At 70.3% G+C, this 12,929-nt stretch carries 14 protein-coding genes; 11 read left to right on the forward strand and 3 right to left on the reverse strand.

Features of this window, described 5'->3' with window-relative positions; translation table 11 throughout:
* The first annotated feature begins 233 nt into the window (after positions 1-233).
* The 3 genes from ACWGH4_RS04860 to ACWGH4_RS04870 all read left to right on the forward strand — a co-directional run bounded on the left by ACWGH4_RS04860 (position 234) and on the right by ACWGH4_RS04870 (position 2,054).
* Positions 234-842: a lipoprotein gene (locus tag ACWGH4_RS04860; protein ID WP_453455663.1), complete on the forward strand. Its 609-nt coding sequence runs from the start codon at positions 234-236 to the stop codon at positions 840-842.
* A gap of 118 nt (positions 843-960) precedes the next feature.
* Positions 961-1,530: a lipoprotein gene (locus tag ACWGH4_RS04865; protein WP_453455666.1), complete on the forward strand. Its 570-nt coding sequence runs from the start codon at positions 961-963 to the stop codon at positions 1,528-1,530.
* A 122-nt stretch (positions 1,531-1,652) separates the two neighbouring features.
* Positions 1,653-2,054 (forward strand): DUF4234 domain-containing protein, encoded by a 402-nt coding sequence (locus tag ACWGH4_RS04870; protein WP_453455669.1) that lies wholly within the window; start codon positions 1,653-1,655, stop codon positions 2,052-2,054.
* A 112-nt stretch (positions 2,055-2,166) separates the two neighbouring features.
* On the opposite strand, the gene ACWGH4_RS04875 is transcribed toward ACWGH4_RS04870, so the two are convergent.
* Positions 2,167-2,316 carry a hypothetical protein gene (locus ACWGH4_RS04875; protein WP_441266771.1) on the reverse strand — a complete coding sequence of 50 codons (150 nt, stop codon included), beginning with the start codon at positions 2,314-2,316 and terminating at the stop codon, positions 2,167-2,169.
* Positions 2,317-2,431: 115 nt separating this feature from the next.
* Entirely contained in the window at positions 2,432-3,109 is a 678-nt protein-coding gene (gene phoU / locus ACWGH4_RS04880) for a phosphate signaling complex protein PhoU (RefSeq protein WP_005315637.1), read from the reverse strand.
* Positions 3,110-3,305: 196 nt separating this feature from the next.
* Here phoU and ACWGH4_RS04885 point away from each other — a divergent pair, with 196 nt between their 5' ends.
* Entirely contained in the window at positions 3,306-4,562 is a 1,257-nt protein-coding gene (locus tag ACWGH4_RS04885) for a sensor histidine kinase (RefSeq protein ID WP_159690443.1), read from the forward strand.
* Positions 4,559-5,239: a response regulator transcription factor gene (locus ACWGH4_RS04890; RefSeq protein ID WP_053557145.1), complete on the forward strand. Its 681-nt coding sequence runs from the start codon at positions 4,559-4,561 to the stop codon at positions 5,237-5,239. The genes ACWGH4_RS04885 and ACWGH4_RS04890 overlap by 4 nt, the downstream gene beginning before the upstream one ends.
* 90 nt (positions 5,240-5,329) lie before the next feature.
* Here ACWGH4_RS04890 and ACWGH4_RS04895 read toward each other — a convergent pair whose 3' ends face one another.
* Complete coding sequence (locus ACWGH4_RS04895; RefSeq protein WP_453455674.1) at positions 5,330-6,016, reverse strand: DUF461 domain-containing protein; 687 nt, start codon at positions 6,014-6,016, stop codon at positions 5,330-5,332.
* A 621-nt stretch (positions 6,017-6,637) separates the two neighbouring features.
* Between ACWGH4_RS04895 and ACWGH4_RS04900 the strand changes: the two genes are divergently transcribed.
* The 6 genes from ACWGH4_RS04900 (at position 6,638) to ACWGH4_RS04925 (ending at position 12,880) form a co-directional block, all read left to right on the forward strand.
* Positions 6,638-7,120, forward strand: coding sequence for a CarD family transcriptional regulator (locus ACWGH4_RS04900; RefSeq protein ID WP_003953493.1), 483 nt, complete (start codon positions 6,638-6,640; stop codon positions 7,118-7,120).
* Between the two features lie 287 nt (positions 7,121-7,407).
* Positions 7,408-8,145 (forward strand): 2-C-methyl-D-erythritol 4-phosphate cytidylyltransferase, encoded by a 738-nt coding sequence (gene ispD, locus ACWGH4_RS04905; RefSeq protein ID WP_453455676.1) that lies wholly within the window; start codon positions 7,408-7,410, stop codon positions 8,143-8,145.
* A complete protein-coding gene (gene ispF, locus ACWGH4_RS04910) occupies positions 8,135-8,638 on the forward strand; it encodes a 2-C-methyl-D-erythritol 2,4-cyclodiphosphate synthase (RefSeq protein WP_453455679.1) in 504 nt (167 codons plus the stop codon). The genes ispD and ispF overlap by 11 nt, the downstream gene beginning before the upstream one ends.
* 94 nt (positions 8,639-8,732) lie before the next feature.
* Positions 8,733-10,130, forward strand: a complete 1,398-nt coding sequence (gene cysS, locus ACWGH4_RS04915) for a cysteine--tRNA ligase (protein WP_441266767.1) — start codon at positions 8,733-8,735, stop codon at positions 10,128-10,130.
* A 78-nt stretch (positions 10,131-10,208) separates the two neighbouring features.
* Positions 10,209-11,162 (forward strand): 23S rRNA (guanosine(2251)-2'-O)-methyltransferase RlmB, encoded by a 954-nt coding sequence (rlmB, locus tag ACWGH4_RS04920; RefSeq protein ID WP_441266766.1) that lies wholly within the window; start codon positions 10,209-10,211, stop codon positions 11,160-11,162.
* A 179-nt stretch (positions 11,163-11,341) separates the two neighbouring features.
* Positions 11,342-12,880 (forward strand): DoxX family membrane protein, encoded by a 1,539-nt coding sequence (locus ACWGH4_RS04925; RefSeq protein ID WP_453455683.1) that lies wholly within the window; start codon positions 11,342-11,344, stop codon positions 12,878-12,880.
* Positions 12,881-12,929 lie beyond the last annotated feature (49 nt).

Genomic DNA, 12,929 nt, shown 5'->3' on the forward strand with positions numbered 1-12,929 from the left:
GGGGGCCGTCTCTGGGCCGTCCGAGGCCGATCGAGACCAGTCAACGACGACCAATGACGACCGGTCATGGGCCGTCGCGCCAGCCCCGCACCAGCGATAACGTAGGTCGCCAAGTTCCTTGGCAGGAACCAGGGCAAGAAGAAGTAGCCCACTGCACGACCAGGCCCCGTGCCCGCGGTTTCGCTACGGGCAGGGTGGCGTACGTGTACCGGCCGCTGAAACGGGGGGGGGCGATGGCAAGGCGGATACGAAAGTTGCTGGGGGCCGCGCTGGTTGCGGGTGCGCTCCTCGGGTGCGGCGGAGGCAGGGGCGGAGAAAGCCCCGCCGTCACGTCGATCGGGGGTGCCGATTCGGCGTGTCCACTGCCGGTTACGTTCGACGTCGCCGAGTTGCGGAAGGCGAAGCGGACCGACTCGCGCGACTGCGAGCTCGAGGTCGGCACCGAGGCCGGAAAAGTGAGCTTCGGCGTCTACGTCCCCGACCCGTGGCCCGGCTACAGGACCCCCCGGAGCGTGATGGACACCGCCGCGGGTGTCTGGATGTCCAACTACGGCGAGTACGAGTCGGACCATTCCTCCGACGAGTCGGACGTCGCTTCCAGTCCGGCCCTCGAGTGGGATCACCGGATGAGCCCGCCGGATTCCTCCATCAAGCCCTTCCGGGTGCGGCGTCTCGTGGTGGTGACCCATCAGGGAACGGTCGTCGTGACGGTGCGCGGCAGCGACGCGTCCGCGCTGCGGGCCATGCGCCTCGTCCGGTCCTCCATGAAGGTCAACCCGGCCGACGTACCCCTGTGCGGCCCCCGCCCACGGTTGGACGGGGGCCACACAGTGTGCGCGTGATGTCAGCGCACCAGCCGCCACGCGTCCTGGACGTAGCCCCGTACGGTTAGCCCCCTGACCCCGGCTTCTCCGCAGGCAGGGGGCTCGTGCGTGACGGCCGGCGAAGTTGGGGGGACGGGTGCGAAGGCGGATACGTGAGGTACTGGGGGCCGCGCTGTTGGTGGGCGCGATGCTCGGCTGCGAGGCCGGGGGCGGCTCCGCCGTCGCGTCGATCGGGGGTGCCGGTTCGGCGTGTGCGCTGCCAGTGACGTTCGACGTGGCGAAGCCGTGGAAGGCGAAGCGGGGCGGCGGCCACCAGGAGACGGGCTGGTTCCGCTTCTCGCACGAGTGTGAGATCCAGGCGGGGGCAGCGGGGGCGAAGGTGACTCTCTCCGTCTACGTGCCTGTCGGTCTTGGCGGGGCCACCCCCCAGGGCGTGATGGACTCCTTCGAAGGCACGAACACCGCCAACGCCGGTGAGTACACGAGCGACCCTCACCAGCACGAGTGGAAGGTCGCCTCGAGCTCGGCCCTGGAGTGGGACTACCTGATGAGCCCGCCCGACAGAACTGCCAAGCCCTTTCGGGTGCGGCGTCTCGCGGTGATGGCATCCCGGCCGACCGTCGTCGTGTCCGTGGAGGGCGGCGACGCGCCGACACTGGAGGCGATGAATCTCGTGCGGTCCTCCATGAGGACGAGGCCCGCCTGACGCCCGGGACGAGGGCCCCGTCCGTGACCGGACGGGGCCCTCGTCGTGCTGGAGCGAGGCGCCCCCGCACCGCGCGCCTGATCCCGGTGGGCGTGATGCACTGGAGTGAGAGGAGGTGCGTCGTGTCCGGTCGTATCGGAAAGCCCCGCAACATCTTTCTCGTGTGGCTGGTCTGGCCGCTGATCACGCTGGGTGTCTACCACTTCGTCTGGTACTACAAGGTCAACCGCGAGGCCCGTGACTTCGATCGCCGGATCGAGGTCAACCCGGCATACGCGGTGCTGGCCGTGCTCGTCGGCTGGCTGGTGATCGTTCCGCCCTTCGTTTCGGTCTACAACACCGGTCAGCGCATCGCCGACATGCAGAAGGCGGCCGGGATGCGGCCCAGTTGCAACCCCTGGATCGGGCTGATCCTCATGATCGTCGCCGGCCTGCACGCGCTCTACTACCAGCACGAGCTGAACCAGATCTGGACCCACTACGGGAACCCGGTGGAGGGCGAGCAGGTGCTGCTCGCGGCCTGATGTCCGACGGAACCGGAACAAGACCGTCGAGCGGCACGCGTGATCCGCGCGGCAACGACGCCGCACAGCGAGGGCCCCGTCGCGGACGGGGCCCTCGTCGTGCGGGTGCGTGTCAGCCGCAGCAGCCGCCGCACTGGCATGGAGCGCCGGACTGGCAGCCGCAGCCGCAGCCGGAGCCGCAGCCGCAGGCGCCGATGACGGGCAGGTGGACCGCTTCGCGCGGGGCTTCCTGCCGGGGGTCGGTGGTGGGGGATTCGGCCATGGGTCCCTCCTCAGGGCGTACTGGAATGCCGCCACGCCCATTGCAGTCCCGCCGGGCCGGGCGCATCAACGGCGCATGTGCGCGCAAGCGCCCTCCGTACGCCCCCTGAGCGCCGCTACGCGCCCTCCACCGTCGTCTGCTGCTGGATCTCGTCGGCGTGTTCACCCGTCACCAGGTACACCACGCGCTTCGCCACCGACACCGCGTGGTCGGCGAACCGCTCGTAGTAGCGGCCGAGCAGCGTCACGTCGACCGCCGTCTCGATGCCGTGCTTCCAGCGGTCGTCCATCAGGTGCTGGAAGAGCGTGCGGTGCAGCAAGTCCATCTCGTCGTCGTCCTGCTCCAGCTGGAGCGCCAGGTCGACGTCCTTGGTGATGATGACCTCCGCCGCCTTCGCCATCAGGCGCTGGGCCAGCTGTCCCATCTGGAGGATCGTGGCGTGCAGGTCGTTCGGCACGGCACGGTCCGGGAAGCGCAGCCGGGCCAGCTTGGCCACGTGCTGGGCCAGGTCGCCGGAGCGCTCCAGGTCGGCGCTCATCCGCAGCGAGGTGACCACGATCCGCAGATCCGTGGCGACCGGCTGCTGCCGCGCCAGCAGGGCGATCGCCCGTGCCTCCAGGTCGTGCTGCAGATCGTCGACCTTCTGGTCGCCGGCGATCACGTTCTCTGCGAGCTTGAGGTCGGCGTCGAGCATGGCCGTGGTGGCGCGCCCGATCGCCGACCCGACCAGCCGGGCCATTTCGACCAGGCCCTCGCCGATCGAGTCCAGTTCCTCGTGGTACGCGTCCCGCATGGTGTCCCTCTCTTGATACGACCGGGGTCCGGGTGGGGCTCGAACCCCCACGCTCCCACGTTCCGGTGGGCAGAAGTCCGCCGGCTCCATCCCAAATGAACCAGCACTATCCCCTTGGTGAACTCTGAGCGACGACTGTTCGAGGTGCCACCCGTTTGGCTGGGAGAGTCCCCCGCGACCCGCATAACCTGAATGCATGGACGTGAACGCGGCGGTTGCCGCAGCAGCAGCGATCGCCGGTCTTTGCACCGGTGTCATCGCCGTGCTGGCGTTCCGCTGGAGCGAGCGCGAACAGAAGCGGCCCACCCGGACGTCGCTCCACACCGATGCCGTGCTCCCGCCCGGCGTCGACACGGTCCTGTCGGTGCTCCGCAGTTCCGCGGTCGTCCTCGACGAGTCCGACTCCGTCGTCAAGGCCAGCTCCGCGGCGTACGCCCTCGGCCTGGTCCGCGGCGGCAAGCTCGCCGTGGAACCGATGCTGCACATGGCCCGCGACACCCGGCGTGACGGGGAGATACGGCAGGTGGAGCTGGACCTGCCGCGCCGCGGCACCGGTCGCGGCGAGGCGCTGGCCGTCTCCGCCCGCGTCGCGCCGCTGGGCTCACGACTCGTCCTGCTGCTGGTCGAGGACCTGACGGAGGCCCGCCGCATAGAGGCCGTACGGCGCGACTTCGTAGCCAACGTCAGCCATGAGCTCAAGACCCCTGTCGGGGCGCTCTCCCTGCTCTCCGAGGCTGTCATGGACGCCTCCGACGACCCCGAGGCGGTCACCCGCTTCGCCGGCCGGATGCAGATCGAGGCGACCCGGCTCACCAACCTCGTACAGGAGCTCATCGACCTCTCCCGGGTGCAGAACGACGACCCGCTGGAGGATTCCGAGCCCGTACGGGTCGAGGAACTGGTCGCCGAGGCCATCGACCGCTCCCGGCAGACCGCGTCCGCCAAGCAGATCACCATGGCCGCGGGAGCCGCCGCCGACCTGCGGATCTGGGGGAACCGTGGCAAGCTCGCAGCCGCGCTCGGCAATCTCGTCGAGAACGCCGTCAACTACTCCCCGGCCCGTACCCGCGTCGGCATCTCCGCCCGCCGTGTCTCGGCGCCCGGCGGGGACCTGATCGAGATCGCCGTGACCGACCAGGGCATCGGCATCTCCGAGAAGGACCGCGAGCGGATCTTCGAGCGGTTCTACCGGGTCGACCCCGCCCGTTCCCGCGCCACCGGGGGCACCGGCCTGGGGCTGGCCATCGTCAAGCACGTGGCCGCCTCGCACGGCGGGGAGGTCACGGTATGGAGCTCCGAGGGACAGGGCTCCACCTTCACGCTGCGGCTGCCAGAAGCAGGCGCGGCGAAAGAACGCGCAACCAGCGGCCAGGATCGCGTCGAAGAGGACGACGACCGGCCTTACGACACCGATCCGAACACCGAAATTCCTGCCCCGGAGGTCCTTCCGTGACCCGAGTGCTCGTCGTCGAGGATGAGGAATCCTTCAGCGACGCCCTGTCCTACATGCTCCGCAAGGAGGGCTTCGAGGTCGCTGTGGCGACCACGGGCCCCGACGGACTCGACGAGTTCGAACGCAACGGAGCCGACCTGGTGCTCCTCGACCTGATGCTGCCCGGACTGCCCGGCACCGAGGTGTGCCGCCAGCTGCGGGGCCGCTCGAACGTGCCCGTGATCATGGTGACCGCCAAGGACAGCGAGATCGACAAGGTCGTCGGGCTGGAGATAGGAGCCGACGACTACGTCACCAAGCCCTTCTCCTCCCGGGAGCTGGTCGCCCGTATCCGCGCGGTGCTCCGCCGCCGCGGCGAGCCGGAGGAGGTCACGCCGGCGGCCCTGGAGGCCGGGCCGGTCCGCATGGACGTGGACCGTCACGTGGTGACCGTCTCCGGCGGCAAGGTGGACCTGCCGCTCAAGGAGTTCGACCTGCTCGAGATGCTGCTGCGCAACGCGGGCCGCGTGCTCACCCGTATGCAGCTGATCGACCGGGTGTGGGGCGCGGACTACGTGGGTGACACCAAGACCCTCGACGTCCATGTGAAGCGGCTGCGCGCCAAGATCGAGCCGGACCCGGGCGCGCCGCGCTATCTGGTGACGGTCCGCGGCCTGGGCTACAAGTTCGAGCCGTAGGAACCCGGCGGACCGGCTGTCCGCCGTGACCACAGCGAAGGGGCGCCCGCCGGATTCCGGCGGGCGCCCCTTCGGCGTTCGTGCGTGGGGTCAGTGGCCCGCGCCGTGCGACGCGGACGCCGAGTCGGTCGGCTGCTCGGGCTCGCTGCCGGCGGCCTCCGTGTCGCCGGCCGGCGCCTCGGGGGACGCCGGGGTGCCGGTGGGAGTGCCCGTCGGGCTGCCCGAGGGGGACTTCGTCGGCTCGGACGGCTTCGGCTTCGGAACCTCGGTCGGGCCGAAGTCCTTGAAGTAGTTCGTCGCCGGGACGACCAGCGCCCGCAGCTTGACGTCGCCCGTCTCGCTGAACCGGAAGACGACCTCGCGGTTGGAGCCGTTGTTCATCTCCTGGTTGCCGTTCTCGATCACGGCGGACGCGTTGTCCCTGCCGCCGATGATGAGGCGGCCCTGCGCGGGGACGGTGAGCGCCTTCGAGCCCTTGGCGGGGGTCAGCTTCACCTTGGCGTCGGAGCCGGGCAGCGTGATCGACTCGAGGGTCTGCGGCTTCACGCCGTCGTTGAAGATCGTCAGGGCCACCACCGCGGGGCCCTTCACGTCCGGCTTCGGCTGCGTGATGACGTTCACGTTCTGCAGCTTCAGGTTGTCGACGGCGGTGGCCGCGTTGTCCGGCCTGACACCGAGGGTCTGCGCGTCGTTGCCCGCACCGCAGGCGGAGAGCGAGGCGATCGAGAAGACGATGGCAGCGCCGGCGAGGGCACCGCGTCGAAGGCTGCTGCTCACGGCGGCGCTTCTCCTTCTACGTACGGACGGGGTGGTGGCGGCTGTCACCGGCTACGTGCGTGTCAGCTCGCGCTCAGGTTACCGAGCCGTCGATCACGTCCCGCACCCGACCCGCCCTTTACCGGCGGCGGACGAGAAGGACCGTCGGACCGGCTCACCGGCGGATGCCGCCGCGCCCCCCGCTGAGGTGTCCGGAAGAAGCGCCCCGATCATGTGTTCCGATCACCGGCCGACCCGCCCGTTCACATAACCGTGGTGATCGATTTCCCCGGTCGTCGCACATTCCTTGCGAATAGTCGTGGTGATCAATTCCGGATTCTGCGGAGCGTCGGTCCGTACGGGTGAGCGGCGGCCGAACGGAGTACGGGAAGTTCACCGCCGAGAATCCGACAAATCGGGACGTTCAGCCTCTCTGGAGGGGGGTACGCGCTCTGTGACGCGCGTGTTTCCGTCCGCCCGCACAGCCGCTCCGACCTGCGAATACCGCACTCCGGAAGCCGTCCGCAGCACGTTCCTGTCTCGGTTGTCAAGCCCCGAGATATGCCCTGACCTGCGAAAACGCCATTCAGAAGAAGCCGTATCCGTGTTACCCTGGATAGCCACGGAAGGGGTACCTGTCACATGACGTTCAAGGTTGGCGACACCGTGGTCTATCCCCATCACGGGGCCGCGCTGATCGAGGCCATCGAAACTCGCCAGATCAAAGGCGTGGACAAGACCTACTTGGTGCTCAAGGTCGCCCAGGGTGACCTGACGGTTCGCGTACCAGCGGACAATGCGGAGTTCGTCGGCGTTCGCGATGTGGTCGGCCAGGACGGACTGGACCGGGTCTTCGAGGTGCTTCGTGCACCGTACGCCGAAGAGCCGACGAACTGGTCCCGTCGCTACAAGGCAAATCTCGAGAAGCTCGCCTCCGGCGATGTCATCAAGGTCGCCGAAGTGGTGCGTGACCTGTGGCGTCGCGAGCGCGAGCGCGGGCTTTCCGCAGGTGAGAAGCGGATGCTCGCAAAGGCGCGCCAGATTTTGGTGAGCGAGCTCGCCCTCGCGGAGAACACCAATGAGGACAAGGCCGAGGCTCTGCTCGACGAGGTCCTCGCGTCCTGACGCACGATAATGCCGCGGTGCCCGCTGGCACGCTGTGAAATCACCCTCCGTGAAATCCAGCCTGCCGCCGGGCGCTGCGGCATGTGTATGAAAGGTCGCAGCTGAAGGGGCGCAAGGGTCGCAACTTTCTGACGGTCGCGACCGTCGTCGTCCGGCACCGTGGCGTGCCGGGCCTCGGCGGCTGGCGCAGACCAGTGGTCACGGAAGGGCCCGTCAAGGCGTCGCGCCCGGCACGCTGTGGCCATACCCATGTCGGCTGAGGAAACAAACCTGCCGGAGTGCAACCGATGTCAGACGTATCGCGCCACCACCGCACCGCGGCCGTGATCCCGGCCGCCGGCCGGGGTGTGCGGCTCGGCCCCGGCGCCCCGAAGGCGCTCCGCACGCTGAACGGCACGCCCATGCTCGTCCACGCCGTGCGCGCCATGGCCGCCTCCCGGGCCGTCTCACTGGTCGTGGTGGTCGCGCCGCCCGACGGGGCCCCCGAGGTGAAGCGGCTCCTCGACACGCATTCCCTGCCCGAGAGGACGGACTACCTCGTCGTCCCCGGCGGTGACACCCGGCAGGAGTCCGTACGCCTCGGTCTCGACGCGCTCCCCGAAGACATCGGGACCGTCCTCGTGCACGACGCGGCCCGCCCGCTGGTGCCCGTGGAGACCGTCGACTCGGTCATCGAGGCCGTGCGCGACGGCGCTCCCGCCGTCGTGCCCGCGCTGCCCCTCGCCGACACCGTCAAGCTGGTCGAACCCGCCGGCAAGGACGAGCCGGAGCCCGTCGTCGCCACTCCCGACCGGGCCGCTCTGCGTGCCGTGCAGACTCCGCAGGGCTTCGACCGCGAGACCCTCGTGCGCGCGCACGCCACGGTCACCGACAACGTCACCGACGACGCGAGCATGGTCGAGCAGCTGGGCCTGCGGGTCGTCGTCGTCCCCGGGCACGAGGAAGCCTTCAAGGTGACCCGGCCGCTCGATCTCGTACTGGCCGAGGCCGTACTCGCCAGGAGGAGGGCCACCGATGGCTTCTGAGGAGCTCCGGCTGCCGCAGGTCGGCATCGGCACCGACGTGCACGCCTTCGAGAAGGGGCGCGAACTGTGGTGCGCCGGCCTGCTCTGGGAAGGCCCGGAGAGCGACGGCTACGGCCTCGCGGGGCACTCCGACGGTGACGTCGCCGCGCACGCCGCCTGCGACGCCCTCTTCTCCGCCGCCGGCGTCGGTGACCTCGGGGCGCACTTCGGCACGTCGCGGCCCGAGTGGTCCGGCGCCTCCGGTGTCGCCCTGCTCTCGGAGGCGGCGCGGATCGTGCGCGCCGCCGGGTTCGAGATCGGCAATGTCTCCGTTCAGGTGATCGGCGTACGCCCCAAGATCGGCAAGCGCCGCGAGGAGGCGCAGAAGGCGCTGTCCGCCGCGGCGGGCGCGCCGGTCGCCGTCTCGGGGACCACCACCGACGGTCTCGGCCTGACCGGACGGGCGGAAGGGCTCGCCGCCATAGCGACCGCGCTCGTGTTCCGCACGGGGTGAGGTGACTGCACGGGTGTGGCTCGTGTCACCTTGATGTCACGTCCTGGCAGGAAACGGTCGCGAGGCACTACCACGCGCCCACTACCCTTGTTGCGTGACCATTCGCCTGTACGACACCAGCGCCCGGCAGATCCGTGACTTCGCCCCCCTCGTGCCGGGTTGTGTCTCGATCTACCTGTGCGGTGCCACTGTGCAGGCCGCCCCGCACATCGGGCACATCCGGTCGGGACTGAACTTCGACATCATGCGCCGCTGGTTCGAGTACCGCGGCTTCGACGTCACGTTCATCCGGAACGTGACCGACATCGACGACAAGATCATCGCCAAGTCGACGGACCAGGGCCGCCCCTGGTGGTCCATCGGCTACGAGAACGAGCGGGCCTTCAACGACGGCTACGAGGCCCTCGGCTGCCTCCCGCCCACCTACGAACCGCGCGCCACCGGCCACATCACCGAGATGGTCGAGATGATGCGCGGCCTGATCGAGCGCGGGCACGCCTACGAGGCCGACGGCAGCGTCTACTTCGACGTGCGGTCCTTCCCCGACTATCTGGCGCTGTCCAACCAGGACATCGACGACCTGCGCCAGCCCGCGGAAGAGGGCATCACCGGCAAGCGCGACCCGCGCGACTTCGCCATGTGGAAGGCGACCAAGCCGGGCGAGCCCTCCTGGGAGACCCCGTGGGGCCGCGGTCGGCCGGGCTGGCACCTGGAGTGCTCGGCGATGGCGCACAAGTACCTCGGTGAGGCCTTCGACATCCACGGCGGCGGTCTCGATCTGATCTTTCCCCACCACGAGAACGAGATCGCCCAGGCCAAGGCCTACGGCGACGCCTTCGCCTCGTACTGGGTGCACAACGCCTGGGTCACCATGAGCGGCGAGAAGATGTCGAAGTCCCTCGGCAACTCGGTGCTCGTCTCCGAGATGGTGAAGAACTGGCGCCCGATCGTCCTGCGCTACTACCTCGGCACCCCGCACTACCGCTCGATGATCGAGTACAGCGAGGAGGCCCTGCGCGAGGCCGAGTCGGCGTTCGCGCGGATCGAGGGCTTCGTCCAGCGGGTCGTCGAGAAGGCGGGACCGGTCGCGCCGGCCGCCGAGGTGCCGCTCGCGTTCGCCGAGGCCATGGACGACGACCTGGGCGTGCCGCAGGCCCTCGCGATCATCCACACCACGGTCCGGCAGGGGAACAGCGCGCTGGCCGCCGACGACAAGGAAGCCGCCGTGGCACGCCTCGCCGAGGTCCGTGCCATGCTGGGAGTCCTCGGCCTGGACCCGCTCGACCCGCACTGGGCGGGCGAGGCCGACCGCGGCGAAGACCTGCACGGGGTCGTCGACACGCTCGTCAGGCTCGTGCTCCAGCAGCGCGAGTCGGCCAGGTCCCGCAAGGACTGGGCGACGGCGGACGCCATCCGCGACCAGCTGAACCAGTCCGGACTCGTCATCGAGGACGGTCCCGACGGACCGCGCTGGACACTCGGACCGCGCTGAGCACCGGGCACATGTGCCGCCCGGTGCTCCGGGCGGCACACTTTCACTTAACGACGCGATCCAGAGGAACGAAAAGTCATGGCCGGGAACAGCCAGCGCAGGAACCGCCGCACGTCCAACAAGAAGGGCGCGCAGGTCGGCAGCGGTGGCCAGCGTCGCCGCGGTCTCGAGGGCAAGGGGCCGACGCCGCCCGCCTCCGCCCGTAAGGGACACAAGAAGAACCGGGTCGCCAACGCACAGGCGAGGAAGGCCGCCGGCCGCCGGCCCGTCGCCCGCCGCGGCGGCAAGGGCACGTCCGAGATGGTCGTCGGCCGCAACCCGGTCTTCGAGGCGCTGCGCGACGGCGTGCCGGCCTCCACGCTCTACGTCCAGCAGTTCATCGACAACGACGAGCGGGTGCGCGAGGCGCTCCAGCTCGCCACCGGACGCGGCAACATCAACATCATGGAGGCGCCGCGCCCCGAGCTCGACCGGCTGACGAACGGGCTCAACCACCAGGGCCTGGTGCTCCAGGTCCCGCCGTACGAGTACGCGCACCCGGAGGACCTGGCCGCCGCCGCGTTCGACGACGGTGAGGACCCGCTGATCGTCGCCCTCGACGGTGTCACCGACCCTCGTAACCTGGGCGCCGTCGTCCGCTCCGTATCGGCCTTCGGCGGCCACGGCGTGGTCGTCCCCGAGCGCCGCGCCGCGGGTATGACCGCGGGCGCCTGGAAGACCTCCGCCGGCACCGCCGCCCGTACGCCGGTCGCGCGGGCGACCAACCTGACGCGCGCCCTGGAGTCGTACCAGAAGGCCGGTCTGACCGTCGTCGGCCTGGCCGCCGACGGCGAGAGCGAGGTCGGCGACCTCGAGGCTCTCGGCGGGCCGCTGGTCATCGTGGTGGGCAGCGAGGGCAAGGGTCTGTCCCGTCTCGTCGGCGAGACCTGCGACTACCTGGTCCGCATCCCGATGCCGGGCGGCGCGGAGTCCCTCAACGCCGGTGTCGCGGCCGGTGTCGTCCTGTACGAGGCGGCCAAGCGGCGCGCCTGAGGACCGTATTGAGCCGTTTTCGGACGGCCGTGGGTGTAAACCGGTCGATAAGGAACGCTTGACGGGTCTCGGACAGATCGGGCCCGTCACGGCCGTGCCCTAAACGCGCATCACTCGGTTAGATGAGTGTGGACACCAGAACGCCCCGGTCCGGGTTCGATGATCAGCCTGCGTTGAGCATGGTGAAGGTGGACTGCGATCCCGCGCAGGTCATCGTCAGCCACGCCAGTTTCCGGGTGCAGCTCGCCCGGAGCCCGCGCCCTGTACGTTCCCTGGCGGACACCGCGCGCCTGGCCCCGCTCGCCGGAGCCGGTGCGGCGGCGCGGCCGCGCAGGGCGCCCGTCGTATGGAGCGGCAGGTCGGCTCCCGGGGACTCCGGGGCGACCGGGCTGCTCCAGGCCGTACGCAACTCCACCCTCGAGCACGATCCCTACAGCGCGGGCACCACCCAGGTCATGCCCCGCGTCGACCTCGACGAGACCGTGGCGGCCCCCACGATCCCCGCCCCGGGCGGCCCCGGCCGGGACAGGCCGCTGCTGCCCCCGATGCGGCAGGCCGTCGGCGCCTACGACTCCTACGACACCGGCTCGTCCCACGAGCAGCAGCCGTACGACGCGGGGACCTACGAGGTCGAGGCGTACGACGACGAGGGCTTCGAGCGGGAACATGCCCGGCGGCGCTCTCCACAGCGCCACGGCGCGGACTCCGTGCGGCACGCCTACTACCCGGGCCGCCGGATGAACCTCGGAGTGGTGCTGCTGCCGCTGCGGGTGCTCCTCGGCCTCATCTCCGTCTACGCCGGCATGGGCAAGCTCTGCGACCCTGTCTACTTCGACGGCGGCGACCGCGGCTCCATGGTCAAGTGGCTCAACGCCCTGAACCCGTGGGCCCTCGGCGAGCCGATGCGTGACTTCGCGGTCGCCCACCCGGTCGGCGCCGGGCTCACCGTCGCCTTCCTCCAGGTCATCGTCGGCGTCCTCACCGTCCTCGGGCTGTGGCAGCGCGTCGCGGCGGTCGTCGGCGCGCTGCTCTCCGCGGCGCTGATCATGACCGTGAGCTGGCGGTCGGTCCCCGTCTACGAGACGCCGGACCTCATCTACCTGGCGGCGTGGTCGCCGCTGATCATCGCCGGCGCCCCCGTCTACTCGATCGACGGCCGTCTCGCCGGCGAGGCCTGGCGCACCCTCGGGCCCCGCTCCGAACTGTGGGACCTGCGCCGGCGCGTCCTGCGCCGCGGCGGCCTCGTCGCCGCGGTCGTCGTGGGGCTCACGATGCTCGTGGGCTCGATCCTCGGCGGCGCCGTCCGCTCGAACGACATGGTCACCGTGCCCGGCCCGAACCAGAACCCGACCAACTACCTGCCCGGAGCCACGCTGCCCAAGGAGTCGGGAACCGGCGCGGGCTCACCCCGCCCGGGCAAGGAGAAGCCCTCCCCGTCCGCCAGCCGGCCCACCGAGAAGCCCAGGGAAGCGGCGTCCACGCCCACGCGGGAGACCGTCCAGGAGAGCGGCCAGGTCGCCGGTACGCCCAGCGAGACGCAGGGCAGCGGCACGCAGTCGCCCAGCGGCTCCCGGCCCGCCCCTCCGCCGTCCTCCGGCACCACGGGGCCGACCTCGACCGGCGGCAGCAGCTCGGGCGGCCCGACCGGCGACGGCTCTGGCGGCAGCACCGGCGGCTCCGACGAGGGCGGCGGCGTGATCGGCGGCCTGCTCGGCTGAACGCCCGCCCGTCCGCGGCAGAACAGAGGGGCGGCCACCGGATCCGGTG

This window comes from Streptomyces sp. NPDC054847 (assembly GCF_053610925.1).